Origin of the sequence: Snuella sedimenti (assembly GCF_016428595.1) — a bacterium.
Taxonomy (GTDB): domain Bacteria; phylum Bacteroidota; class Bacteroidia; order Flavobacteriales; family Flavobacteriaceae; genus Snuella; species Snuella sedimenti.
In genome coordinates this window covers 1-26,197 of record NZ_JAELVQ010000033.1, presented here as the reverse complement: position 1 = coordinate 26,197, position 26,197 = coordinate 1, and the positions used below count along the sequence as shown (strand labels likewise).

Sequence of the window (26,197 nt, the reverse complement as noted above, 5' to 3'; positions counted from 1 at the left end):
TAAAAGTGTGTGGCGGGATTACATTTCCAGTTTATTCACTTTATTCATCATTTGTACGCCGTGTACCAGTGTAGCGCCACTTTTAATGGCAGCTCCTACGTGTAGAGCTTCCATCATTTCTTCTTTGGTAATACCTCGTTGCAGGCCATCTTTGGTATAGGCGTCGATACAATAGGGACATTGCTCGGTATGGGAAACTGCTAAGGCGATTAATGATTTTTCACGTTCGGACAAGGCGCCCTCTTTAAAAACCGAATTGTAGTACTCAAAGAATTTACTGCCTAGTTCTTCATTCCATTCGCTAATTTTTCCGAATTTTTTTAAATCGGCCGGGTCGTAGTATGTTTTTTGCATAAAATAGTTTTTTCGAATAAAGATAGAAATCTATTTTATTAAAGTCGGAAAGATTAAAAATACTTAACAAAACTAGGAGATAGTTTTGATTTTTAACCGCCTTAATTTTTAGGAATGGTTATAAATAGCGTGTTCTAAACTTTATAGGCGTGCCAATATGTTTATTTAGGTAACTAACCTTAGAACTTACGTTTTACAGAACCTGTGAAATCCTCAAGATCGTCCTTAACTTCGTCCAGTTCCTTTTTAATATCGCTGGTAAGGCTGGTGTCGATACCGTGATTTTCGGCACTCTTGGTAATTTCGTGTTTTATGTCGTTGGTAGCATCTTTAAGGGTGCGCATGCCTTTACCAAGGCCGCGGGCAATCTCAGGTAACTTATCGGCACCAAAAACCATGATTGCAATAAATAGTATAAACGCTATTTCTGCACCACTAATAAATAAAAATGTAGCTTGATGTATCACGGTACAAATATAGTAAGTTGTTTTAATACGGTAAAGAATTATTCAAGATTATGTTGCTTAGGGAAAAAGCATTAAGCCCATAAAAAAGCCGGCTCTTAAAAGCCGGCTTTAAAATAAGGTTTTAACCTTTTACTTTTTCTTTGAATTGATCAAATTCACTTTGCTTGATCTCTTTCGGCCAAGCATTATTTGAAGTGTCTATATCGGCAGTTTCTTTGTTAGGGTCGACAGTAATGGATACAATTTCCTTGTCAGACGCAATGGCCTTATTGACTTCTTTGTCGTTATGTCTCCATATTTGTGCTGGATAAGTTTCCGTTTTAGACGTGCCATCTGCATACGAATACTTTACAATAATTGGCATTACCAAACCACCTGGTTTTTCGAAAGTAACATTGTAAAAATATTTAGGGGATTTAATGCTTTTACGCTCTTCGGTCGTAAAATTGTCCATAATGTATTCTTTTAAAGGCTTACAGTCGTCTACAGAGGTGCCTTTATGTTTGGCCTCGTCGTATTCTTCGCTACCTTCTTCAACTAAGTAAACTAAAGGGGGTAAGTCCTCTAATTGGAAACCACGTTTTTCGGCAAGATCCTTTATGTACTGGTTAGGTTCGGATGTTACATGGTATTTTTTCACATCTTTTACTCCGATATCAACCCAATCGGTAGTATAGAACCAACCTCTCCAAAACCAATCCAAATCAAAGGCAGAGGCATCTTCCATGGTTCTAAAGAAATCTTCAGGGGTTGGGTGCTTGAACATCCAACGTTGCGAATACTCTTTAAAGGCATAGTCGAACAGCTCGCGTCCCATAATTGTTTCACGAAGCATGGTTAATCCTACAGCAGGTTTAGAATAGGCGTTTGCACCAAAATTATAGGTGTTTAGACCTTTGGTCATTATGGGTGCCGTATAATCCTGATTCCCGCTCATGTATGGAATGATAGACGAGGGGTCACTATTTTTTGCTGGGAATGTTTTGTCTCCAGCTGATAAGACGTCTGGGTAGGTTTCTCCCATATCCTTTTTGGCAACTGTTTGAAGGAATGAGTTTAAACCTTCGTCCATCCATGTCCATTGACGTTCATCACTATTCACGATCATAGGAAAGAAGTTGTGTCCTACTTCGTGAATGATAACGCTAATCATGCCGTACTTGGTACGGTCGTCGTACGTGCCATCTTCTTTCGGACGCCCCCAGTTCCAGCAGATCATAGGGTATTCCATACCTTGTTGTTTGGCGTGTACCGATATGGCTTTATGGTATGGGTAGTCGAATGTCATTCTGGAATACGATTTTAGGGTAATTGCTACAGCTTTTGTAGACCATTGTTCCCAAAGCGGATTCCCTTCTTTAGCGTATAATGACACGGCCATAACATCTTTGTTGCCAACTTTAACGGCCATCATGTCCCATATATATTTTCTTGAAGTTGCAAAACCAAAATCACGCACGTTTTCTGCATAGAATTTCCAGGTTTTGGTTTCTTGAGAAAAGGATTTTTCTGCAGCTTCTGCTTCTTCTTGGGTTACAATAAGAACTGGCTCGTCGTATGATTTCTTAGCACGCTCGTAACGTTCCATCATAGTTTTGGAAAACACATCCTTTCTGTTTGTTAGCTTTCCTGTAGCATCTAAGATGTGATCGGCAGGCACTGTAATGTTAACTTCAAAATTCCCAAATGGTAAGGCGAATTCGTCACGTCCCCAAAATTGAGAGTTCTGCCAGCCTTCCACATCACTATACACGGCCATTCTTGGATAAAACTGAGCGATAACATAGGTGCGGTTGCCGTCCTTTGGAAAATATTCATATCCAGAACGCGCTCTGTCCACAACATGATCGTTTATTTTGTACCACCATTTAATTGAAAACGAAAATTTTTCTCCAGATTTTAAAACTTTGGGTAGCTCCACACGCATCATGGTTCTGTTAATCATGTGCTGTAATGGTTTTCCATTATTGTCGGTAACGGCTTCAATGTTAAAACCACCATCAAAAGGATCTTTCAAAAAGTCTTTTACGAATCGTTGGGGCTCTCCTGCGGGCGGGAAACCATTACTTTCAATTAAAGGGGATTTAGAATCTTTAGCGCGTTTGTTTTGGTCTAATTGTACCCAAAGGTATTTTAGATTATCTGGTGAATTGTTTGTATAGGTGATGGTTTCGTATCCTGATAACTTTGTATTTTGGTCATCTAGAACAAGATCCATTTTGTAATCGGCTTGCTGTTGGTAATACGCCGAACCGGGTGCTCCAGAGGCAGCTCTATACATGTTGGGTGTTGAAAACTCATCGTATAACTGCTTGAATTTATTGTTGTTGGTGTGTCCGGGTGGTCGTTCTTGCTTTCCTTGCTCTTGGGCAAACAGGCCAGCAGAAACAAAGACAGCAGAAAGAAAATAATACTTAAGTTTTTTCATTTGTAAGTTAGTGTTTTTCTAATGATTATGACTTTTGTAAAAGCAGATTTGTCCTTTTAAAAAGTCGTCGAAAATAAGGAAATTTGTGGAGTTACATCCTTAATTTAATTAAAATTTAACACTGCTTTGTCGTTTTGGGAAATTAGAATAAAGCTTTTTTGTTTCGTGTTTATTTTTGTCTTTACAATATTTTGTTGTTCATTGTAAAGGTCGAATAAGACTTGGTTGCTAATCTCAAAAGTGTTAATGGCTTTTACATCGTCAATTTCAAGGAAACAACGCATAATATCAAGTTCGTAATCTTTTCCAATAAAATTAAAGGCAACATCTTTACCGTTAATCTTAATCCTTAGTTTTTCCTTTAAATAAGTTTCAATATAGCTATTGGTTGATGCTGCTTCATTTTTAGCGGTCAAGGTAATGGTTTCGTCATAGCGTTCACGTAATAGCTTTTCAAAATCATCTATAAAGATTCTGGAAATAATTTGTACCGATTGTTTGTCCTGTATATATTCAATTTGGGTAACACTAACATAGTATTTGTGGGCGGCTGTAAATGCCATAAGCGGTAATGCTAGGAAGAGGACAAAAAGTCTTGCAAATTTCATTGTTAAATATTTTTGCTAAAGTAGTTATTTCAGAATTCAAAAAGTGTTCCAAAAAGTTAATTGTCTTTGTTCTTTAGGTTTTCTTGGTACTGCTTGTATTTTCTTCTTAAGAATATTAAGATGTTAAAATTAGTTTGATTTTTGCAGTACTTCATAAAGTTAGGGTCGTCTGCACAGAAATAGAAAAAATCCATACGTAGATCCTCTTCCAAAGGATTTGAAGTAAAAAAATCTCCAGAAAGTCTACTTTTTATACGTTGCATTAGCGCTTCTTTTTCCTCTAGTTTAACCCTGTTTTTTAACATTTTAGTCCTACCGGATAATCCATTTATTATGGGGTTTAGGGGGACGGATCCTCCAAGTAGCCCCAATAGCATACTGGGTTTAAATTCGCCTGCCTCGTGAAGCATTCTTTCACTTCGTGTTGCTGGTTTTCCTGTATAACCCGGTATGCCAACATCGTAAAAATTGATGGGTGGTTTCCCGTCTACATTTTTAATATCATAAAGTAAATTTCCGGAAAGCGTTTTTCCTATAATGACTTCGTCCAGTTCATTGACGTGTTCTTCAAGATTTACCCTAAGGGCACGGAACTGTAGGGTGTTTTTATTGATAATTATAGACCTTGTTTTGTGTTGTATGGACGAAAATAACAGGGTGTCCTGTAGCTTAGCTTTAATTTGAAACTCGCCATTAGCATTTGTAATGGTAAAGTTTTGCGAGGTTTTATTTATAACATGGATGTTTTCTAAATTGTCTTTGCCTTCTACTTTACCAGTGATTGTTACTTGCTGCGAAAAGGTAGGTGCGGCACAAAGTAAGAGGAGTATAAGGGTTATATATATGTGTTTTGGGATTGGTGTCATTGATGTGTTCTAAAAGTACGTCAGCCTATTTTTGGTGTTCCTCAGTTTTAATTTTTGAAAAGCGCTCACCCTGTTGTATAAGATATTCTAAAAGTTCCATTTTATTTTTACTGCCCAGTAAATCTTGGGAAACACCTTTCTCCTCTATGTATGTTAAGAAAAGTTCAATATTTTCGATCGGAATCCCAGTAGCCTCACTTATAAGAGATTCAGGGCATATGTCTGTTATTGTTTTTGAGAAACTTTTTGGTGCGACTTTAGTGCTTTTTGTTTCCTTCTTTTTGGATTTTAATAATGGTTGAACTAGCATTTTATAGAGCGCGATAAAGTTCACTCCGTTTTTTAATTGCCCTTTTTGCATGATCTCGTTTTCAACTTTACTATACTGGTCATCACTAAGTTCTTGGGCATCCATATTGCCTAAGTCGATGCTTAGTTTAGGTGGGGTTTTTACGTTGTTTATATCTTCAGCCAAATTCCCTGTAAGTCCCGAATTTAGTGTAACTGCCTCTAGTTTGTTAAGTTGTTCTATTAATTGCACTTTTAGCGTTTTTGACATAACAATGGCCTCGTCTATGGTAATAGAGACTGTCTCGAATTGTAAAGCCGAAATTTCGATGATGTCATTCATTGTTACGGCAATGGTAAACTTGCCGTCTTTGTTGGTAATGGTGCCTTTGTTGGAAGAGGTATTGTAAATTGTAACGCCTTCAATATCATTGACCTCAGAGAAAATACGACCTTGAATGTCGACGCGTTCTTTGGTTTGGCCAAATATACTTAGCGAGGAAAATAGAAGCAAAAGTATGCTGCCCCGGGGAAACCCCACGAGGTATTTTAAATCTCGATTGTCGAGTAAAAGTAACCTGTGTTTCAAATTTTAAGGTTTGGAACCATAAAATAAGGTTATAGAATCTTAAATAAAATACAACAGGGTAATAATAGTTTGTTAAAACTCAGCAAGTAGTAATACCATTTTAAATTTTTAAGAACGTGATGCTCTTTTTATGTAGGAATTCTAAAAATTGCATTTCTTTTCCATAGTTAAGCAAAGAATAGTCGAAATCTTCTGCTTGAACAAATTGTATGAATTCTTCAACTCTATGCTCTGGAATGTTGAAATGATGTGTTAAAAATTCGGAGCCAAAATACTGTTTAATATATTCTATGGGAATCTCAGTAATACCATGCGTTTTTTTGTCAGCTACTTTAGAACGAAACAGAGGTAATAATAACTGATCTACTACATTTACAATGTTGAGTCCGTAAATCATAGTTTGGCGTTGCGAATTCATGAGGTTGTTCTTTACCTTGGATTTGTAATCGGGTTCAAACTTATTGTTATCGGCTGCCCTAAGTCCAAAATACAATGCATCTAATTTGAGGCTAAAAGCCTTTGTGTTTTCTACGTCTGTATTTAAATTTCCTGAAAGCTTATTGTTTGATACGATTACTTCGTCTAGTTTTCTTATCTCTTCAATTAAAAAGATTTTCATGCTACGGGATTCCATGATAGCCTCGTTAACTTGAAACGTGATATTTTGAAACTGAATGGCACTAACTTCTATGACATCGTTTAATTTTACTTTTATGTCAAACATACCATTGTCGTTAGTAACCGTTCCCGTATTTGAAGATTTGTTAAAAATAGCAATGCCAGAGACATCATTACTTTCAGCAATAATTTTGCCTTTAACTTCTATGCGCAAAAAGTTTTGGGAAAATGTTTGTAAAGAGATGGTTAGTGTTAAAAAAAAGAGGATTTTTTTCATGGTTACTTTTTATGTTAAGTTACTATTTTAAAATTTTATTTTGAACAAAATCCGAATAATTTTTTGAAGCGTTTTATGTTTATTTACTTTTACGATTCAAAAGAAAGTATGAAATGAACATTAATAAATTTTAAACGCGTGAAACGAACATTAAGAAATTTTAAAAATTACTTCACAAAAGGAAATGTTTAAAATTTTTAATGAGAGAACGAGTGTAAGGAGTGGTTGCACACGTTCTTAATTTTATAATTACAATAAAATCAATTAATTACTAAAATTTAAACGTGTGAAAAACATTTTAATAGCAAGTACGTCTTCATTACATGGGAGTAGTTATTTAGAGTATATCTTAGACGAATTAGCTGTTTTTTTTAAAGAGGCCAATGAGATTTTATTCATCCCTTATGCAAGACCGGGTGGTATTTCATATGATGATTATACTAAAGTGGCAAGCGGCGCTTTTTCTAAAATTAATAAAACGGTTAGAGGGCTACATGCGTATGATGATCCTAAAGAGGCTGTTAAAAATGCGAAAGCTATTTTTGTAGGCGGTGGTAATACCTTTGTGTTAACAAATCAGCTATATAAAAATGATTTAATAGGAGCTATAAAGCAGCGTGTTGAAAATGGTACACCTTATTTAGGTACAAGTGCTGGTAGTAATATTTGTGGTCTTACTATAAGAACTACCAACGATATGCCAATAGTTTACCCGCCTAGTTTTAAAGCATTGGCTTTTGTACCGTTTAATATCAATCCGCATTATTTGGATCCTGATGTTAATAGTAAACATATGGGCGAAACACGGGAAACACGCATAAGGGAATTCCATTATTTTAATACACAACCAGTAGTTGGTTTAAGGGAGGGTAGTTGGTTACATGTAAACAACAGTTCGATAATTTTGAAAGGAAACTTATCTGCGCGTATTTTTGAGTATAATAAAGTACCTTATGAAGTGGTTCCTAATACAGAACTTAGTGGATTAAAATAGCATATATAAAAAAAGCTTCATTAACATGAAGCTTTTTGAGCGGGAGACCGGGTTTCCATCGGCTGCGCTCAGGATAAACTTCTCACCCTATGGGCATTTTTCTTGATAAGACTTTTTTAAAACAAAAAAGCTCTGCCAGTTATGACAAAGCTTTTTGAGCGGGAGACCGGGTTCGAACCGGCGACATTCAGCTTGGAAGGCTGACGCTCTACCAACTGAGCTACTCCCGCTTTTACGAGTGCAAATATATGTAAACTACTGTTTCTTTTGCAAAAAAAAATCAGAACTTTTTTAAAAAATGATAGCCTAAAATTTTAAATCCTTGATTATAATAGAACTTATGTGAGCCATAATTGTTTACATAGGTGTTTAATTCTATCGCTTCACAGCCTTTTTGCTTTGCATAATTGTAAATCCAATTAAAAAATAGTTTACCAAGACCTTGGTTTTGGTATGCTTCGTCTATGTATACGTGATCGGCTTCTACACTTTTTCCCGAATAATGTCTTGTAGAAAACCATAAACCTGTAACACCTATTAACTTGCCATTATTGTCATAAATACCTGCACATTCATAATTTTGGTTAACCATTTCTGCAAAACGCTGTTTTAAGATGGTATCGGGAATTTTATGTTCATTTAATTTACTAACCAAGGGAATTACAGAATTAATCTGTTCTTTTTCAATAATTTTAAAAGAGAAAGCCATGCGTTTATTTTTTGAATGAAGATAAATAATTTATGTAAACCAAATTTTGTTAAGTTTGAAAAGAGCTAAAACAATATGGTTTGGGAAAAAGTAGCCATTTAGAATATGTGATTCGCGTAATAGACGCTATGAGTGTTTACAAGGTGAGACAACCTGTTTTAAGAGGGGGTAAACCTATAGAATCCTGTGTTTTTGAAGGTGATGATTTAGAAACAACCATACATGTAGGGGTATTTGTAGCTGGCGAGCTAGTTGCAGTTAGTTCTTTTTTAAAGAACAAACATGATAAGGTTTTAAGTGAATGTCAATACCAATTAAGGGGTATGGCTGTTTTGGAAAGTTTTCAAAATAAAGGATTGGGAAGTATTATGTTGAATTATGGTGAGCAGTTGTTAAAGAATAAGTTGACAGGTGTTATTTGGTGCAATGCAAGGGAGGTGGCCCTAAACTTTTATAAAAAGCAAGGATACACTATTGTAGGTGAACCGTTTAATATAAAGAATATTGGTTTGCATTATACCATGAAAAAAAAATTAACTTGAGCAGTGACTCAAATGTAATTTTGGGTCTAAATTAATGATCTTGGGCTAGTTGTGTTTTTGTAAAAGTTATAGATAATAGTGAGAGGAACTAAATTAAAGCTTCGTTTGCTAATTGGTTTGGCAATAGTAGCATTTGCTTTTATAAAGCGATGCAATAGTAAGGAGGTTAACCCTTATACAGGACGTATGCAAACCATTAATATGACCTCGGAGCAGGAAATAGCTATAGGTATCGATAATAGAGACCAGATGGCACAGCAGCATGGAGGTTTGCATCCTAATAATACATATCAGGCTTTGGTAGATGAAGTAGGAAATAAATTAATTAATAACAGCATGGCCAAAGAGACACCTTATAACTATGAGTTTCATTTATTGGCAGATGAGAAAACGATAAATGCTTTTGCGTTACCAGGGGGGCAAATATTTATTACTTATGCGTTGTTTTCTAAATTAGAAAATGAAGATCAGTTAGCCGGTGTTTTAGGACATGAAATAGGGCATGTACTCGGGAGGCATTCTGCTGAGCGTATTGCAGAAAGTGATTTTTGGCAAACTGTTACAACAGGCGCATCGGTTGGAGCCGATATGGGAGGTCTTGTTGGGAACATTGGTCAGCAAACATTATTGCGTAACGGTCGTGGCGATGAGTTGGAAAGTGATGATTTAGGTGTGCGCTTTATGATAGCATCAGGATATAACCCTCAAGAGATGATAGGCGTTATGGAAATATTAAAAGAAGCGGCAGGCCCTGATCGCATTCCCGAATTTCAAAGTACACACCCCGATCCGGATAACAGAATTGAAAAGATTAAGGCATCCATAAAAAAATATAAAAACAAATAAAAAGAGCCTTGGAAACAAGGCTCTTTGTAGTGACTAACTCAAAATAATTATTATTTAATTATTTTTTCTTTTTTGCAAGTGCATCTTCAATGATAGCTAAAGCTTCATGGGCTTTGTGTAATTTTGCATATTTTTTTGCGGTCATACCTTTGTCGGACTTAGTCTTTAAATTAGCGCCTTTGGTAATTAACAATTTTAAAATTTCTGTTCTGTTGTATTTTGCCGCATACATAGCAGGAGTCATGCCATTTGATTTTTGATTAACATCCGCTCCAAGATTGATGAGTTTTGAAACAGTTTCTAAGTCCCCTTTGGCAATTGAAACACAGAAAGGACTCACCTTAAAAACAGTTTTTGAATTGTTAATGGAAGTCTTTGCTAATGGGGCTGCATGTGTTGTTACAATAGAGAAGCATAATGCGATTGCTGATAGAATGATTGTTTTTTTCATGATGAAAGATTTTAATTTGATTTATTGATTTGTTTTTTGATATACTAAAGAGACGATAAAAACTTTTAACTGTTACACAATAAAATGTTATATAACATATTTTTAACGTTTTTTTTAGAAATCATTAGGAGTTTGGTGTAATTTTTATAAGCTAAGAGATTATTTAAAATTCGTTTTTGAAATTTGTTATAGGTCATTTTTTTGCCAATTAAGGCTTTAAAACCGGAGTTTAGCAGCGCTAAATGAGGATTTTCATAACGAAAAGTGGTGAAATAAAGGGGCATAACAAAACCAAAAGGTGGAATTTAAACAGTCTCTAAAAAAAGCTAATAAAATAAGGTGTTTTAAGGTGTGGCTACAGCTTTTTTTTAATAAACTTCGTTATCTTTGAGCTCTATTAAAATCGTCATAAAAAATGAACAAAAAAGTCATCTTAATGATTCTTGATGGATGGGGAAATTCACCAGATCCGAAAGTATCAGCAATCGATCATGCCAATACACCTTTTATAGATTCACTTTACAAAAAGTATCCGTATGCAACTCTGAGAACCGATGGTTTACACGTGGGATTGCCAGAAGGGCAAATGGGAAACAGTGAAGTAGGGCATATGAACTTAGGAGCTGGTCGCATTGTATATCAAGATTTAGTTAAAGTTAATCTGGCAGTTAAGAATAAAACGCTTAATAACGAATCCGTTTTGGTCGATGCTTTTAATTATGCAAAAGAAAACAACAAAGATGTACACTTTTTAGGTTTGTTAAGTGACGGTGGTGTGCATTCCCATATAAATCACTTGTTGGGTTTGATAGACGCAGCGAATGATTTTGGACTTAAAAATACATTTGTACATGCGTTTACCGATGGTCGTGATGTTGATCCGAAATCGGGTTATGGTTTTATAACCGAGCTAGAAGAACATATAGAATCTACGAATACAAAATTAGCGACTGTTACAGGACGCTATTATGCAATGGATCGAGATAAGCGTTGGGAGCGTATAAAACTGGCTTACGATGCAATAGTGAATGGTATCGGGACAAAAACTACCAGTGCTACAGAGTCAATTCAAGATAGTTACGATAACGATATTACCGATGAGTTTATCAAGCCAATAATTATGACGGATGCATCAGGAGCTCCTGTTGCCCAAGTTAAAGATGGGGATGTCGTTATCTTTTTTAACTTTAGAACCGATCGCGGACGTGAGTTAACCGAGACCTTGTCACAAAAAGATTTCCATGAGCAAAACATGCACAAGCTGGATTTGCATTATGTAACCCTTACTAATTATGACGATACGTATAAAGGCATCAATGTTATTTTTAATAAGGAAAACTTAACCGAGACCTTGGGAGAAGTATTGGAAAAGCATAATAAAAAGCAAATCCGTATAGCCGAAACAGAAAAGTATCCTCATGTAACCTTCTTTTTTTCAGGTGGTAGAGAAACACCATTTGATGGTGAAACACGTATTTTAAGAAACTCACCCAAAGTAGCTACTTACGATTTAAAACCAGAAATGAGCGCTTATGAATTACGTGATGCTTTAGTGCCCGAATTGGAAAACGAAGAGGTAGACTTCGTATGCTTGAATTTCGCAAATGGCGATATGGTGGGGCATACCGGTGTTATGGAAGCTGCAATTAAAGCTTGTGAAGCAGTTGACGAGTGTGTTAAAGATGTGGTTACAACGGCGTTAAAGCATGGGTATACAACTTTACTTATTGCAGATCATGGGAATTGTGAAACAATGATTAACCCAGACGGAACACCAAATACGGCACATACTACAAACCCGGTACCTGTTGTTTTAATCGATAATGAATTAACACAGATAGAGGATGGTATATTAGGAGATATGGCACCAACTATTCTTAAATTAATGGGGGTTGAACAGCCTGAAGCTATGACACGACATAGTTTGGTGTAATCACCAAATAAATTATTGTACTTTTGTGTTATACACAAGTTGGTAATTGCATGAACATTGGAAACAGACTTATTATAGCTGTCGATTTTGATGGTACTATTGTTGAAGATGCGTATCCAAAAATAGGGAAGCCCAAGCTTTTTGCATTCGAAACCTTAAAGCGATTGCAAGAAGATGGACATCGTCTTATTTTGTGGACTTATAGATCGGGTGATGCACTGGAAAAAGCGGTTCGCTTTTGTAATGACCACGGTATCATTTTTTATGCGGTAAATAAAAGCTACCCCGAAGAACAGTTTGGGGATGCCTTAAGTAGAAAAATCCATGCCGATTTGTTTATTGACGATAGAAACATAGGAGGCTTCGTAGGTTGGGGGAAGATATATCAAATGCTTACCAATGCTACTCCTGTGGCTAATCAAAAAAAAGGGATACTTTTTAAGCTCTTTAATAGAGGTTAACTACCTATATAATAAGTTTTGTTTATAGATTCTCTTTGTTGGGGATGCAGTATGCAGACCAAGACAGTCTTTAAATTTGTTCTTTTTTTTGTCTATAAGCTGTACTTTATTTAAGCATTTCTAAATTAGAATAGGTATTATAGAGCATGTGGCTATCCAAAATGTTTATTTTAAGTATCTTTGCCCTTATTTTTTGAATATGATTGTTACAAAGACCAGAGAAGAGATTGAACTAATGCGTGAAAGTGCTTTAATAGTTTCTAAAACGCTAGGGGTATTAGCAAAAGAAATAAAACCAGGTGTTACAACGCTGCAATTAGATAAAATAGCTGAAGAGCACATTCGCGACCATGGTGCAGAGCCAGGGTTTTTAGGATTATACGATTTCCCTAATACACTTTGTATGAGTCCCAATGCCCAAGTGGTTCATGGTATACCAAACGGCACACCTTTAGTTGAGGGAGATATCATTTCTATTGATTGTGGTGCTTTAAAGAATGGGTTTTACGGTGATCATGCTTATACCTTTGCAGTTGGAGAAATAGATAAGGAAACCGAAAAATTATTGCAAGTAACTAAGGAATCTTTATACGTAGGAATTAGAGAGTTCAAGTTAAATAACCGTGTGGGTGATGTGGGCTATGCCATTCAAAAACACTGTGAAGATCATGGATATGGAGTGGTTAGGGAGCTAGTCGGTCATGGATTGGGAAGAAAAATGCACGAAGATCCCGAAATGCCTAACTATGGAAAGCGTGGACGTGGAAAAAAGTTTATAGAAGGTATGGTCGTAGCTATAGAGCCTATGATTAATATGGGGACGCATCGCATTAAACAACATAGGGATGGTTGGACGATAACGACACAAGATAATAAGCCGAGTGCGCACTTTGAGCACGATGTGGCCATAGTAGATGGAAAGCCAGAACTCTTGTCGACCTTTGCCTACATATATGAATCCTTGAACATAGAGAGTAATGAAGAAGATGAATTTCGCCAGAAAGCACTTGTAATATAGACTACTATGTGTGAAGATGTTTTAAAACTGGTAGAACATAACTCTTTGAAGCTGTAAAAGGTCGTTTTATGCATACTGAAAAGAATACTATTGGGTTTTTTATCGTTGAACCTAGCGCTTTATTCTCAGAGTATACACAAAAGTATGAAAAGGCCTCCTGGGCTACAGAGGGGAAATTAAAACCAATGTTTAATAGGGATGTAATCATTTTAGCACTGGAAATGATTGCTGCAAAGCCATCCAGTACAATAATAGATAGTGCCCAAACACGAACTTATTGTGAAGATGCCGATGTGTTTTATCCTATAAGGGAAGATTATAAAAACTTGTGATTTTTTTGAAAAGCCTTTTCAAATTCATATTAAATGTTATTCCCAGGCCCTTTTTAATTAGGTTAAGTTATGCCGTACGTCCTTTTTTAGAATTTTTTCTAAAAGGAGACACCTATACCGATCCCATTGACGGTAAAAGTTTTAAAACGTTTCTGCCTTATGGTTACGGAAAACAACGTAATAATGTTTTATCTCCGTCTACGTTAAGCCTGGAGAGACATAGGTTGTTATGGTTATATTTGAAGAATAACACCGATTTTTTTTCGAAACACCATAAAGTGTTGCATTTTGCACCAGAACAAGCATTTTATAAGCGTTTTAAAAAAATGGAAAATTTAGATTACACAACGACTGATTTAAAGTCACCATTAGCAGATGTAAAGGCAGATATATGTGATCTTCCTTTTGGTGATGATATCTTTGATGTGATTTTGTGTAACCATGTATTGGAGCATATCCCTAATGATACTAAGGCGATGCAAGAGTTGTATCGTATATTAAAACCGGGAGGCATGGCCATTCTTCAAATTCCACAGGATTTGTCTAGAGCACATACTTTTGAAGATAATACGATAACCAACAAGTCAGAACGCGCCAAAATATTTGGACAGTATGACCATGTTAGGGTTTATGGACGTGATTACTTTGATAAACTTCGAGGTATTGGATTTAAAGTTGATGAGGTAGATTATACTAGTTCCATTTCACAAAGTGCTATTGAAAAATATTGTCTGGCCAAAGGGGAGATCATCCCTGTTTGTTATAAATAATATAAATGTTTATTAATGTCCTTCTTTTAAAAGTTCAGGGAACTTTGCTTTAAACCTATTCAATCTAGGTATGGATACTTTCCTAACATAGGGGTTGTTTGGGTTTAATCGCTCATAATTTTGGTGGTATGCTTCGGCTTTCCAAAATTTTTGAAATGGGTAAATTTCGGCAGCAATCTTGGCGTTTAATTTTTTGGCAAGTGCTTCTTTTTTTTGAATTATGATTTGTTTCTGTTCATTATTTTGGTAAAAAATAATTGAGCGGTATTGAGAGCCTTTATCTGGTCCTTGACCATTTACTTGCGTTGGGTTTTGAGAACCAAAATAAACATCTACCAATGTTTCGAAACTTACAATTTTTGGATCGTAGATTACTTCAACCGCTTCGGCATGACCAGTTTTTCCTGTGTTACTTGCCTCGTAGGTTGGGTTATTGGTATGTCCGCCAGAATAACCAGAAATGACTTCATCAACTCCTTTTACACTTTCGTATATGGCTTCAACACACCAAAAACAACCACTCGCAAAATAAGCGCGTGCTTTTCCGTTTTGTATAGGTATTTCTACTGGTTCTTGAGCTGTGGTTGCTTGATTGGCTTTCTTCGTTTGTGCGGTGTTTTGGCAACTGCATAAAAGGATAAGTAAAAGAGAGGCAAACAGATGTTTCATTTGGTTTGTTTTTTATTAGGAGATATAGTCGTACTAAATTATAAAACCTTAGCGTATTTGTCTTAAAAGTTGCTTAAAAATAAAAAAGCGTTCAAAAAATGAACGCTTTTAACATGATGTTTTGATGAAGCTTATAGTTTAGAAAACAATTTCTCCATTTTAGCTTTTTGTTCTTCAGCTAGAACAGCATCAACCAAAATACGACCACTGTGCTCATCGGTAATAACTTTTTTGCGAGAGGCAATTTCTACCTGTACTTGTGGTGGAATAGTAAAGAAAGAACCTCCAGAAGCACCTCTTTCAATTGGTACAACAGCTAGTCCGTTCTTTACGTTATCTCTAATTCTGGTATAAGCTGCAACTAAGCGCTCTTCAATTTGCTCTTTGTATTCTTTAGATTTGGCAATTAGTGCTTGTTCTTCTTTTTCAGTCTCAGCCAAAATTGCATCTAATTCCCCTTTTTTATGCTTTAAATGGGTTTCGCGCTCTTTTAAACGCTCTTTTGTTTCAGCAATTACTTCTTTCTTTTGCTCTATTTGTGCTTTGAATTCCTTGATATGCTTTTCGGCCAATTCAATCTCTAACTCTTGAAATTCAATTTCCTTGGTAAGTGAATTGTACTCTCTGTTATTTCTAACATTTTTTTGTTGTTCACTATACTTTTTTATTAAAGCTTTAGCTTCTTCAATAAGGTTTTTCTTCCCTAAGATATCGTTGTCTATAACGTCTAAATTAGCTACAAGTTTTTCTAATCTTATGTTTAGCCCGGCAACTTCATCTTCTAAATCACGAACTTCTAATGGAAGTTCTCCACGAACATTTCTTATTTCATCTATACGAGAATCGATGAGCTGTAAATCGTATAGAGCTCTTAAGCGCTCTTCTACAGTTACTTCTTTCTTTTTAGCCATACTTTAAAAATACTTAACAGGATTGGTGTTTGTCTTTGATAAAACGATTGCAAAATTAGTAATTTTTTTTGTAAGATACTCAACTAAAAGATTTTTTGTGAACTGTTCGCTTTCATAATGTCCAATATCTGTTAAAAGAATACTATTTTCTGCTGTAAAAAAGTCATGGTATTTTAGATCGGCTGTTATTAAGGCATCGGCACCGGTTGCTTTAGCTGCAGAAATTGCAAAACTTCCAGAACCTCCTAGGACAGCAACTTTTTGAATAGGTTTGTCTAATAGTTTTGAATGTCTGATGCAACTGGTTTGCATGTTCTCTTTTACATATTTTAAAAATGCCTGTTGGGACATAGGGGTTTTAAATTCACCAACCATTCCCATGCCGATATGCTGGTTAGCATTTTCTAAGGTTGTTACTTCGTAAGCGACCTCTTCGTAACTATGGGTTTTAAATAGGGTTTTTAGAATTTGTTGTTCTAAATGTTTAGAGAATGTAACCGTTATTTTAGTTTCTTCTTCTTTATGAATGGCACCTATTTCACCTTTGGTTGGCGATGCCTTTTCATTAGCGTTAAAAGTACCATAGCCATTTACATTAAAACTACAGTCGTCATAGTTGCCTATACGGCCAGCTCCGGCTTTAAATAAAGCTGTTCTAAGTGTTTCGGCCTCATTTATAGGAACATAAGTAGTAAGCTTTTTTATGGTTTGTTGTTGGGGTATTAAAATACGTTTATTGGTTAATTTCAATTGATTGCAAATCATATCATTTACACCTTGTAGTGCATTGTCTAGGGCGGTATGCATACTATAAATGGCAATGTCGTGCTTAATAGCTTTCATAACAGTGCGCTCAACATATGTTTTGCCCGTTAGTTTTTTTAATCCTTTAAAAATAATGGGGTGAAAACTAACAATCAGGTTGCAGTTGTTCTGTATGGCTTCGTCTACAACAGTCTCAAGTGTGTCTAGAGTAACAAGGACACCTGTTATAGGGGTATTTTTGTCACCCACCAAAAGACCTACGTTGTCAAAATCTTCAGCATAGGTTAAAGGTGCTAGTTCTTCCAGATAGTTAATAACATCTTGAACAATCATAATTGTATTTTGTTTATGATCAAAGATAAAATAATTACTTTCACCAGTAAATATTTATTGCTGATTAGTTGAATTGGTAGGGAAGCCATCAGAAATATTGACTTAAGACCACTACGTTTTTAGATTAAAGAAGTTAGACTGGTTTAGTTTCAGTAAGTTAAAATTTCTGTCTTTTTAAAGCGTGGCTTTTATTTACAAAAAGATAAATTCCTGTTATGCAAAACAAGACAGTGCAAAGTATTGATATTCAATTTGCCTATTGTTTTTTGTCTAGCAGTGAAACGGTCTTGCGTCAAAAGTTTTGGATGTTACCGGTTTGAAATAAATTTACTTTAAAAACAAAAGACAGTATGACTTCTGACTTTAAAGCTGTAATAATTGTTATATTGGGCACTTATAATATTTGTTAAATTCATTTTGTTGCTTTGAAGTTTTACAGAAAGATATTCTTCCCTATAGTTCCAGTGTATTATTCGGTTACGTGGTTACGAAATAAATTGTATGATTTAAATATTAAATCATCTGTGTCTTATGACTTTCCCGTTATTTGTGTTGGCAATTTAAGTGTTGGAGGTACAGGCAAAACACCTATGATAGAGTATTTGATCCGACTTTTAAAAGATAAATACCTTGTTGCTACTTTAAGCAGGGGGTATAAACGCAAGACTAAGGGGTTTAAATTGGCAGGCATAGATGATACAGCTGCTACTTTAGGTGATGAACCTTTTCAGTTTTACAATAAGTTTAAAGATGCCATTCTAGTGTCGGTCGACGAAAAAAGGGTTAATGGGATTAAACAATTAACAGCGCTTGCCAATCCACCGGAAATAATTTTATTGGATGATGCTTTCCAACATAGAAAAGTTAATGCAGGGTTCAATATATTGCTAACAACATATAATGAACTTTACACGAAAGATTTTGTATTGCCGGCAGGTAATTTGAGGGAGTCTAGAAATGGTGCTAAGCGAGCCGATGTGATTGTAGTTACTAAATGCCCTAAATGCATAACTGATGCGATTAAGAGTGAAATTTTAAAACAAATCAATCCAGGAGCACATCAAACAGTTTTTTTTAGTTCCATCCAGTATGCTAGTGAGGTTGAGTCTGGAGCAGGGGCTTTGAGCGTTGAAAGTTTACCTGCTTTTACGTTAGTAACGGGTATAGCGAAGCCTGAGCCTTTAGTGCAATTTCTTGAGGGGAAAAGTTTAGAGTTTGATCACTTAAACTTTAAGGACCATTATGATTTTTCAAAAGAGGATGTAGAGAATATTGCTAAACGAGATCTTATTATTACCACTGAAAAGGATTATATGCGGTTGAAACAGTATACTGTTTTAAAGGATAAACTGTACTATTTACCAATTCGTGCTACTATCGATAATGCTTCGGATTTTAATCAATTAGTCAAAAACTTTGTTGGCTTAAAATTTTAAGCACTGGCAGAATTTGCTTTTTTTGAAGATAGTGCATTAAAAAGTTTTTTCTCAAACTCTTCTTGTTTAAATGGTTTCGGAATAATATCTGTGAATCCAGCCTCTTCAAATTCATGCATTTTATCTTCAATAGTTACCGCTGTTAAGGCAAAAATTGTAAGTTCCTTGTCAAAAGTTCTAACAATTTTAGTTGCTTCAATACCACTAATTCCCGGCATATGGATATCCATTAAAATAATGTCGTATTTATTATTCTTAATCAAATCTACAGCTTCTTCACCATTATCTACAACATCACAACTAAGTTTCATTTTGGTTAGAATCTTTTTTGTGATCATTTGGTTTATTTTGTTGTCTTCCACCACCAAAATTTTCACATTGGTAAGATCTAATTCATTTGTATCTCCATTAAAGTAGCTCGCTGTTTTCTTTTCGTTTTCGCTTTCTTCTTGTTGTGTATATTCAAGAGGAATTTCAAAGAAGAACGTTGTGCCTTTACCTAATTCACTTTTTAGGTAAATTTTTCCTTTTAATATCTCAATAAGCCCTTTTACAATGGAAAGACCTAAGCCCGTGCCACCATATTTTCTGTTAATTTGAATAGAGCCTTGTGAGAAACTTTCAAACATATGGTCCTGCTTTTCTTTACTAATACCAATACCGTTGTCTTCAACCTCAAACCGCAGTGTATAGATGTTACCCTTTTCTTGAATTTTATAGATACGAATCCAAATGTCTCCATCTTTTGTGAATTTAATGGAGTTTCCTATTAGGTTAATAAGTATTTGGGAGATCTTTAGTTGATCGGCAATAAAGTTTTCACCTAGATTTTTATCGTAGTCAAAATGGATTTTAATATTATTATCTAATGCAGAGTTGTTTAATGCAAGAATAATATTGTTGATTTTCTTTTTTAAGTTGAAGGCTTCTGGTTCTATTTCTACTTTGTTGGCTTCAATTTTATTTATTTGAAGAATATCATTAATAAAGGTTAAGAGGTAGTCGCCAGAAAACTTTAAGGATTTTAAATGTTGTATTTGTTCTGGCTTAGGATCCTCGTCCAATAGCATGTTACTAATACCCGTTACGGCGTATAGCGGTGTTCTTAACTCGTGGGTTACCGTCGATAAGAAGTTAGCTTTGGTTTTTGAGGCTAGTTCGGCTTTTTCTTTAGCTATAATAAGTTCTCCATTTTTTTTGTGGAGCATGTTATTGGTTTTTAGCCTTATATTATTGTTTTTGTATAGCGATAGAGTTAATAAGGATAGAATCGTTATAAGAGCTACACTAAGTATTGATATTAGTGTGTTTAATTCTTTATTGTCCTCAGACTCTTCTAATTTTTGGGTTACTTCTTTGTTTTTCTCTCTTTCTTCATTCAATAAATGCTCCATTTCCTCATCTTTTGATACGTTGGAACGTTTTAAATCATTTATGGAATCGGAAAGCTTAATATGGGCTCTTAAATAATTGGAGACTTGTTCATGGTTACCAAGACCTTCGTTGATATCGCTAAGTACAATATATGCGTCGTCTAGTATAACAGAAAACTTATTTGCTTTAGCTATTTTAAGACCATTGTTACCAACTGTTAATGCATTTAGGTTGTCACCCAATTTATGGTATACTTTAGCTTGATTAATTAAAGCATAACTCTGAATGTCTAATAAATTGTATTTTGAGGCACCTGCTATGGCTTTATCGAATGCAGTTTTTGCTTCTTTATATTTGTTAAGGCTGGTATAGGTTTTTCCTTGTAAAAGGTATATTTCTGCCAGATTTTCGTTTAAATCTTCTTGTTCAAAGAGCGATTTAGATGACCTGTAATAATCTAATGCTTGGCTGTGGTTGTTTTGAGCTGCGTAAACTTCGCCAAGGATTCTGTAGGAATGCGCCAGATTTACATAATCATTCGAAAGACGTTGTATCTCTATAGCTTTATTAAGTGATTTTATGGCTTTATTGTCTTCTTCAATAATAAGCTGTAGTTTTCCTTTGTTGGAATAAACAATGCCTGTACTTTTTTTGTCTTCTAACTTTAGGGCTAGTTTAAGTGCTTCATTGAGGAGTTTTTCAGCTTTATAATAATTGTACTTTTCCAATTCAGATTGTGATTGGGAAATACGGTAATCAATGTTGTTCTGAAGAATTTCAGGATCTTCATCAATAGAATTTTGCGAAGACATACTAAAACTTAACAGCATTAAAAATGCAACTATGTAGTTATTGATTTGGGACATTTTTATTTAATTAGTACCGACAAATATAATCATTTTGTCGACAAAATACATTTTTTTTCCGATAAATTGCACATTAGGTCAATAATTCTTTTAGAATATCCCGTTTCATTATCGTACCAACCTATAATTTTTACCATGTTCCCAATAACCGATGTCATTTGGGAATCGAAGACGCAAGAATGCGTATTTCCTATTATATCGATAGAAACAATAGGATCTTCGGTGTATTCTAAAATACCTTTATAATGGTTTTCTGAAGCACTTTTAAAAGCATTGTTTATATCGGTAATAGAAACTGTTTTTTTTACGTTAAACGTAATATCTGTTAATGAGCCATTAACAACGGGAACACGAATACCACAACCACCAATAACATTCGAGAGCTCGGGAAAGATCCTGGTAAGGGCTTTAGCTGCTCCGGTAGTGGTAGGGACTATAGATTGACCGGCTGCCCTAGCTCTTCTTAAATCGCGATGTGGTTGGTCGTGCAAACTTTGGTCTGTTGTGTACGAGTGAACCGTTGTTATATAAGCTTGATCAATACCACAAAGTGTATTGACAATCTCAATCATAGGAGCAGCATTATTAGTCGTACACGAAGCATTGGATATAATGTGTTCAGAACCATCAATACTTTGGTCATTTATCCCCATAACAATCATTTTAATATCCTCATCCTGAGGAGGAACACTTAAAATAACATGTTTAGCTCCATTTTTTATATGGTTTTGTAAGTCGTTAGTTGTTTTAAACTTACCAGAAGATTCAATTACAAAATCTATATTAAAAGGTGACCAGTTTATTGCTTCTGGGTGTTTGTAATTGCGTAATGGAACAGGGGTGTTGTTTACAATAATATTTTGCGAGTCGTAAGAAACAGAACCGTTAAAGAGGCCATGTATACTGTCGTACTTTAGTAAATGGCTTAATGTTTTAGCGTCGGCTAAATCGTTTATGGCAACTACTTGTATGTCTTCATGGTCTTGTAATAGTCTAAATACGCGTCTGCCTATTCGGCCAAACCCGTTTATTGCAACCCGAATCATGATTAGTTAATGTGTTTTTGTGCTCTGTAAGATGAGCGCACCAAGGCACTACTTTCTACATGACGGAAACCTAGGCTAAGACCAACTTCTTCATACTCTTTAAATTGATCTGGTGTAATGAATTGTTTTACTGGTAAATGCTTTTTGCTAGGCTGTAAGTACTGTCCAATTGTAACAACATCTACATCATTGGCTTTTAAGTCATGAAGGGTTTCGATAACTTCTTCTCTTGTTTCACCGAGCCCAAGCATAATTCCGGATTTTGTTCTACGCTGTCCTTGTTGCTTTAAATACTTTAAAACACCTAAACTCCGATCGTATTTGGCTTGAATACGAACTTCTCGTGTTAACCTCCTAACGGTCTCTATATTGTGCGATACAACTTCAGGGGCAACATCAATAATACGATCCATATGCTGTTCTATACCTTGAAAATCAGGTATTAGCGTTTCAAGCGTTGTTTCGGGGTTCATCCTGCGTACTGCTTTTACGGTTTCGGCCCACATAATGCTTCCCATATCCTTTAAATCATCCCTGTCTACACTTGTTAATACAGCGTGCTTAATTTTCATGAGTTTAATAGAACGAGCAACTTTTTCGGGTTCGTCCCAATCTACAGTTTCGGGGCGTCCAGTTTTAACGCCACAAAAACCACATGAACGGGTACAAACGTTACCTAAAATCATGAATGTTGCAGTCCCTTCTCCCCAACATTCACCCATATTTGGGCAACTTCCCGATGTGCATATGGTGTTTAGTTTGTATTTATCGACTAAACTTCTAAGTTCTGTATATTTTTTTCCAGTTGGTAGCTTTACGCGCAGCCATTTGGGTTTTGCTTGACGTTCGGGTAGTATATTAGACGCAGTTTCTGTATTCATATTTAAAAAAATAAGAGTACAAAGATACAAAGTATTCTATTAAAACTGCCCCTTTAATGTTGTGAGATACCAAATGCTGAATCCGATTAAAAAGATAATACCTAGCCAACTTAAAACATGAATTATTCTGGAAGGGCGCCATTGTTTAGGGGTGTGCTTGCTTGAGATTAAAATGTAATTAATTATGGCATAAAAAGGAGCGGTAATAAACGATAAGATGGTTGCTACTTTTATTAACAATCCCATTTCTGAAGCTAAGAATATAAAAATGAGGGCAGATCCAATGGTTAAGATTCCAATCCAAAAACCATAACCGAAGCTTTTCGTTTTTTTAAAAAGAAGCTGTGTGGTTTTTGCCATGGCCCGCGGTGAAGCGTCTAAGGTTGTTAGTGTGGTGCTAAACATGGTTGTAAAAGCAGCAATGCCTATTATAACGTAAGCCCAATTGCCTAAGCTTAGGGTGTACATAGTTATTAGTTGGCTAGAAAACATGCTTGCTGAGTTGCTAAAGGTTTCACCACTGTTAAACATAATCAAGGTGCCTAAAAGTAAAAAACCAATACCTAGAAAAATAGTACTTATATAACCTACATTAAAGTCGAATAAAGCTTTCTTTGTAGTGTAAGTTTTTGATTCCTTGTTTTTTTCAATGGCCCACAACGATTGCCATACAGATACGTCCAAAGGAGCCGGCATCCAGCCCATAAATGCAATTAAAAATGCAATTTCCAATGATGTAGCTGGAAGTATTTGTTTTAATGAGAGGTTGGTTGTATTGTGGTATAAAGCCATGCTTACGGCAATGATGGTACTAATGGTAAGTGTAATAATAATTACTTTCATTAAATGATCCAGTAACTTATATCTGCCCGCAACTAATAGTGTAAGACAAATTATAAGAATAATTATAGTCCAAGTTTCGATGGAAACATAATCGCCAAACAGGGTAGAAGCTAAACCAGCGGTCACAATAGTAACAGCGGTCTGTATGGTAAACATGGTTGCTATATTTAATAAAAAGTAAGTAGCAAGGATGCCTTTTCCTAATTTTTTATAACCATCCAATAGGCTTTCGCCTGTGGCTAAGGCATATCTTGGGCCAAATTGAAAAAACGGGTATTTAAATAAGTTAACGAGCAATAAGGCCCATAAAAGGCCCAGTCCGAAATCGGCACCAGCTCGAGTGGATTGTACCAAATGGGATACGCCAATAGCTGCTCCAGCAAATAATAAACCTGGTCCTAAGTTTTTTAATTTACTTACCATTAAGATTCTTGAATAATTTCAGCCAATAATTTTTTGGCACGTAATAGTTTAACCTTTACATTGTTTATAGGTTCATTAAGTTCGGCAGATATTTCTTTATAACTTAATTCCTGAAAATAACGTAAGTTAATTACTTCTTGGTAATGTGGTTTTAGTTTTTTAATGTCCCGAAGCAATTTTGCTAAATGCTGTTCGGTGATAAGAATGTCTTCTGGAGAAGGAGATTCGTCCAGAACTTGAAAAACATGATCATCATCGTTGTTAGAAATGATTTGGGTAATAGAATTTTTTTCTTTTCGTAACAGATCAATGTGGATGTTTTTGGAGATGGCAATAAGCCATGTTTTGAATTTATAACTTTCGTCAAAGGTTTCAATTTTATCGAAAGCTTTAGAAAATGTTTGGACTGTAACGTCTTCGGCATCATTTTCGTTTTGAATACGTTTTAATTGAAAACCGTAAACGTCATCCCAATATTGATCTAACAGGAAATTAAACGCTTTTTGATCGTTTTTTTTAGCACGTTTAATAGCTTCTTTTATTTCCAATGGTTAGGCTTTGATATGAGATTGTTTATAAATATAGTTAATTGTGTAATTATTAAAAAGATTTCTAAAAAAGGAATTAAAAAAATAAGATCTTTTTCTTCTAATTTATTAGATGAAATACCAATAACTATAAATTGTATGCAGAGACGTAGAGCAAATAATGTACATATTATTGGCCAGTTATAGTTGGTAAGGAAAAGCACAATTGCAAGCCCCCAAAAGAGTAACTGGGAACAGTAAAAAAGACCTAATAGTAACTTGTGCTTCAATTTATAATGCTTTGCTGTCGATATATGACGTCTTTTTTGTCTGAGCCAACTTTTAAATGTTTTTTTGGGGATGGATTCTGTAAAACTATCCGTATCAATACATATTGCGGTGTTTCTACTGGATGCAACTTGATTAATAAATAAATCGTCGTCACCAGAACGTACTTTTATATGGTTTATAAACCCATTGGCATTAAAAAAGGTTGCTTTGGAATAGGCTAAATTCCTGCCTACCCCCATGTACGGGATTCCTGCTTTTGCAAATGAAAAGTACTGAATGGCAGTTAGCACGGTTTCAAATCGGATGAGTTTATTTAGCAATGAATTTTTGATCTTAGCATAGCTTCCATAGCCAAGGACAATCGTTTTTTTATTGCTGAAATGGGCGCTCATTTTTTTTATCCAATTACTGGAAACCGGTTTGCAATCGGCATCTGTAAAGAGTAGAAAATCATTTTTAGAAGCTTTTATGCCGAGAGTTAGAGCATATTTTTTATTCCCCCAAAAAGCTTCATTGTTTTTAACGTTAACAATTTTAATGTTATCGTGAATGCTTGCGAAATGTTCCATGACATCTAGCGTATCATCATGTGATGCATCATTTATAAGGACGACCTCAAAATTTGGATAGTCTTGGGATAATATTGAGGGTAAAAATGTTTCTAGATTTCGGGCTTCATTTTTTGCACAAACGATAACCGAAATAGCTAAGCTTTTTGGAGGTTTACTTTTTTGTTTTAAAAAGGCGAACCGACCAAAAAAAAATACGTAAAAAATAACTTGAATACATACTACAACAAAGAAAGCGTAGTAAACCAAATCAAGATATGTCATAAAACCTTAAGAGTGTTGAGGTTCATTACAATCGGCAAACTGATCTGGAGTCTTTCCACAAAAACCACAAGCTTCTCCTTCTTTGTTTAGCATAGGATTTTGACTTGCGCATGTCCCGGCAAATTTTCCGTCTTTTTTAGCCCAAATTTTTATTGCGATACCGGCAAAACCTAATCCTAATAAAACGATAGTAATTAAAAGAAGTTTCATCTGTTAAATTTTATGCAAAGATACATTTTTTATTAAAATACGGCTATGCGACTTGGTACCCTGTTTTTGCATCTAACTTGGTAATTATGAGTATATTTAATGTCTAACCATTAAAAATATTATTGACTTAGGCATTTAACTACTAATATTTTTGATAAAGCATGGTTCGGTATTCACCATTCTGTTCAAAAGGTTGTCAAAAATGTTTTCTTTCATGAAGCTTCTATTAAAGCGATAA

At 35.2% G+C, this 26,197-nt stretch carries 28 protein-coding genes and 1 tRNA gene; 9 read left to right on the top strand and 20 right to left on the bottom strand.

The features are described 5' to 3' along the window. Positions 1-18 precede the first annotated feature (18 nt). The 7 genes from JF259_RS16315 to JF259_RS16285 all read right to left on the bottom strand — a co-directional run bounded on the left by JF259_RS16315 (position 19) and on the right by JF259_RS16285 (position 6,495). Positions 19-354, bottom strand: coding sequence for an arsenosugar biosynthesis-associated peroxidase-like protein (locus tag JF259_RS16315; RefSeq protein ID WP_199116775.1), 336 nt, complete (start codon positions 352-354; stop codon positions 19-21). 179 nt (positions 355-533) lie between these two features. Beyond that, on the bottom strand, positions 534-821 hold the full coding sequence (locus tag JF259_RS16310; protein ID WP_199116774.1) for a Sec-independent protein translocase subunit TatA/TatB: 288 nt from the start codon (positions 819-821) through the stop codon (positions 534-536). A 121-nt stretch (positions 822-942) separates the two neighbouring features. Continuing rightward, positions 943-3,249: a M1 family metallopeptidase gene (locus JF259_RS16305; RefSeq protein ID WP_199116773.1), complete on the bottom strand. Its 2,307-nt coding sequence runs from the start codon at positions 3,247-3,249 to the stop codon at positions 943-945. Positions 3,250-3,353: 104 nt separating this feature from the next. Next, on the bottom strand, positions 3,354-3,857 hold the full coding sequence (locus JF259_RS16300; RefSeq protein ID WP_199116772.1) for a DUF6702 family protein: 504 nt from the start codon (positions 3,855-3,857) through the stop codon (positions 3,354-3,356). A gap of 56 nt (positions 3,858-3,913) precedes the next feature. Next, positions 3,914-4,723, bottom strand: coding sequence for a carboxypeptidase-like regulatory domain-containing protein (locus JF259_RS16295; RefSeq protein ID WP_199116771.1), 810 nt, complete (start codon positions 4,721-4,723; stop codon positions 3,914-3,916). Positions 4,724-4,748: 25 nt separating this feature from the next. Further along, positions 4,749-5,600 (bottom strand): carboxypeptidase-like regulatory domain-containing protein, encoded by an 852-nt coding sequence (locus tag JF259_RS16290; RefSeq protein ID WP_199116770.1) that lies wholly within the window; start codon positions 5,598-5,600, stop codon positions 4,749-4,751. Between the two features lie 100 nt (positions 5,601-5,700). Beyond that, on the bottom strand, positions 5,701-6,495 hold the full coding sequence (locus JF259_RS16285; protein WP_199116769.1) for a carboxypeptidase-like regulatory domain-containing protein: 795 nt from the start codon (positions 6,493-6,495) through the stop codon (positions 5,701-5,703). Positions 6,496-6,781: 286 nt separating this feature from the next. Between JF259_RS16285 and pepE the strand changes: the two genes are divergently transcribed. Next, positions 6,782-7,489 carry a dipeptidase PepE gene (pepE, locus tag JF259_RS16280; RefSeq protein ID WP_199116768.1) on the top strand — a complete coding sequence of 236 codons (708 nt, stop codon included), beginning with the start codon at positions 6,782-6,784 and terminating at the stop codon, positions 7,487-7,489. Positions 7,490-7,646: 157 nt separating this feature from the next. On the opposite strand, the gene JF259_RS16275 is transcribed toward pepE, so the two are convergent. Both JF259_RS16275 and JF259_RS16270 read right to left on the bottom strand, forming a co-directional pair. Next, positions 7,647-7,719: transfer RNA gene (locus JF259_RS16275), tRNA-Gly, on the bottom strand. Positions 7,720-7,769: 50 nt separating this feature from the next. Next, positions 7,770-8,198, bottom strand: coding sequence for a GNAT family N-acetyltransferase (locus tag JF259_RS16270; protein WP_199116767.1), 429 nt, complete (start codon positions 8,196-8,198; stop codon positions 7,770-7,772). Between the two features lie 80 nt (positions 8,199-8,278). Here JF259_RS16270 and JF259_RS16265 point away from each other — a divergent pair, with 80 nt between their 5' ends. Then, on the top strand, positions 8,279-8,740 hold the full coding sequence (locus JF259_RS16265; RefSeq protein WP_233164340.1) for a GNAT family N-acetyltransferase: 462 nt from the start codon (positions 8,279-8,281) through the stop codon (positions 8,738-8,740). Between the two features lie 78 nt (positions 8,741-8,818). Continuing rightward, entirely contained in the window at positions 8,819-9,586 is a 768-nt protein-coding gene (locus JF259_RS16260; protein WP_199116766.1) for a M48 family metalloprotease, read from the top strand. A 58-nt stretch (positions 9,587-9,644) separates the two neighbouring features. Here JF259_RS16260 and JF259_RS16255 read toward each other — a convergent pair whose 3' ends face one another. Further along, entirely contained in the window at positions 9,645-10,037 is a 393-nt protein-coding gene (locus JF259_RS16255; RefSeq protein ID WP_199116765.1) for an ankyrin repeat domain-containing protein, read from the bottom strand. A 415-nt stretch (positions 10,038-10,452) separates the two neighbouring features. On the opposite strand from JF259_RS16255, the gene gpmI reads away from it, so the two are divergent. The 5 genes from gpmI (at position 10,453) to JF259_RS16230 (ending at position 14,551) form a co-directional block, all read left to right on the top strand. Beyond that, a complete protein-coding gene (gene gpmI, locus JF259_RS16250) occupies positions 10,453-11,970 on the top strand; it encodes a 2,3-bisphosphoglycerate-independent phosphoglycerate mutase (protein ID WP_199116764.1) in 1,518 nt (505 codons plus the stop codon). A gap of 50 nt (positions 11,971-12,020) precedes the next feature. Further along, a complete protein-coding gene (locus JF259_RS16245; protein ID WP_199116763.1) occupies positions 12,021-12,431 on the top strand; it encodes a BT0820 family HAD-type phosphatase in 411 nt (136 codons plus the stop codon). 199 nt (positions 12,432-12,630) lie between these two features. After that, entirely contained in the window at positions 12,631-13,449 is an 819-nt protein-coding gene (gene map, locus JF259_RS16240) for a type I methionyl aminopeptidase (protein ID WP_199116762.1), read from the top strand. A gap of 68 nt (positions 13,450-13,517) precedes the next feature. Further along, positions 13,518-13,781, top strand: a complete 264-nt coding sequence (locus tag JF259_RS16235) for a hypothetical protein (protein WP_199116761.1) — start codon at positions 13,518-13,520, stop codon at positions 13,779-13,781. Between the two features lie 5 nt (positions 13,782-13,786). Next, a complete protein-coding gene (locus JF259_RS16230) occupies positions 13,787-14,551 on the top strand; it encodes a class I SAM-dependent methyltransferase (RefSeq protein WP_199116760.1) in 765 nt (254 codons plus the stop codon). Positions 14,552-14,563: 12 nt separating this feature from the next. On the opposite strand, the gene msrA is transcribed toward JF259_RS16230, so the two are convergent. From msrA to JF259_RS16215, 3 genes are all read right to left on the bottom strand, one after another. After that, on the bottom strand, positions 14,564-15,220 hold the full coding sequence (gene msrA, locus JF259_RS16225; RefSeq protein WP_199116759.1) for a peptide-methionine (S)-S-oxide reductase MsrA: 657 nt from the start codon (positions 15,218-15,220) through the stop codon (positions 14,564-14,566). Between the two features lie 131 nt (positions 15,221-15,351). Continuing rightward, positions 15,352-16,131 carry a zinc ribbon domain-containing protein gene (locus JF259_RS16220; RefSeq protein ID WP_199116758.1) on the bottom strand — a complete coding sequence of 260 codons (780 nt, stop codon included), beginning with the start codon at positions 16,129-16,131 and terminating at the stop codon, positions 15,352-15,354. 3 nt (positions 16,132-16,134) lie between these two features. Continuing rightward, entirely contained in the window at positions 16,135-17,229 is a 1,095-nt protein-coding gene (locus tag JF259_RS16215; RefSeq protein ID WP_199116757.1) for a Nif3-like dinuclear metal center hexameric protein, read from the bottom strand. Positions 17,230-17,654: 425 nt separating this feature from the next. On the opposite strand from JF259_RS16215, the gene lpxK reads away from it, so the two are divergent. Then, positions 17,655-18,665, top strand: a complete 1,011-nt coding sequence (lpxK, locus tag JF259_RS16210) for a tetraacyldisaccharide 4'-kinase (RefSeq protein WP_199116756.1) — start codon at positions 17,655-17,657, stop codon at positions 18,663-18,665. On the opposite strand, the gene JF259_RS16205 is transcribed toward lpxK, so the two are convergent. The 7 genes from JF259_RS16205 to JF259_RS16175 all read right to left on the bottom strand — a co-directional run bounded on the left by JF259_RS16205 (position 18,662) and on the right by JF259_RS16175 (position 25,959). After that, positions 18,662-20,851 carry a tetratricopeptide repeat-containing hybrid sensor histidine kinase/response regulator gene (locus JF259_RS16205; RefSeq protein WP_233164339.1) on the bottom strand — a complete coding sequence of 730 codons (2,190 nt, stop codon included), beginning with the start codon at positions 20,849-20,851 and terminating at the stop codon, positions 18,662-18,664. The two genes, lpxK and JF259_RS16205, sit on opposite strands and share 4 nt — an antisense overlap. Before the next feature lie 83 nt (positions 20,852-20,934). Next, entirely contained in the window at positions 20,935-21,951 is a 1,017-nt protein-coding gene (gene gap, locus JF259_RS16200) for a type I glyceraldehyde-3-phosphate dehydrogenase (protein WP_199116754.1), read from the bottom strand. Positions 21,952-21,953: 2 nt separating this feature from the next. Continuing rightward, positions 21,954-22,832 (bottom strand): lipoyl synthase, encoded by an 879-nt coding sequence (gene lipA / locus JF259_RS16195; RefSeq protein ID WP_199116753.1) that lies wholly within the window; start codon positions 22,830-22,832, stop codon positions 21,954-21,956. Between the two features lie 39 nt (positions 22,833-22,871). Then, positions 22,872-24,098 (bottom strand): Nramp family divalent metal transporter, encoded by a 1,227-nt coding sequence (locus JF259_RS16190; protein ID WP_199116752.1) that lies wholly within the window; start codon positions 24,096-24,098, stop codon positions 22,872-22,874. Further along, positions 24,098-24,646 carry an RNA polymerase sigma factor gene (locus JF259_RS16185; RefSeq protein WP_199116751.1) on the bottom strand — a complete coding sequence of 183 codons (549 nt, stop codon included), beginning with the start codon at positions 24,644-24,646 and terminating at the stop codon, positions 24,098-24,100. The genes JF259_RS16190 and JF259_RS16185 overlap by 1 nt, the downstream gene beginning before the upstream one ends. Further along, the gene (locus JF259_RS16180) at positions 24,637-25,749 is read right to left on the bottom strand and encodes a glycosyltransferase (RefSeq protein ID WP_199116750.1); all 1,113 of its coding nucleotides are present in this window, start codon (positions 25,747-25,749) and stop codon (positions 24,637-24,639) included. The genes JF259_RS16185 and JF259_RS16180 overlap by 10 nt, the downstream gene beginning before the upstream one ends. 6 nt (positions 25,750-25,755) lie before the next feature. Then, positions 25,756-25,959 carry a membrane or secreted protein gene (locus tag JF259_RS16175; protein ID WP_199116749.1) on the bottom strand — a complete coding sequence of 68 codons (204 nt, stop codon included), beginning with the start codon at positions 25,957-25,959 and terminating at the stop codon, positions 25,756-25,758. Between the last annotated feature and the right edge of the window lie 238 nt (positions 25,960-26,197).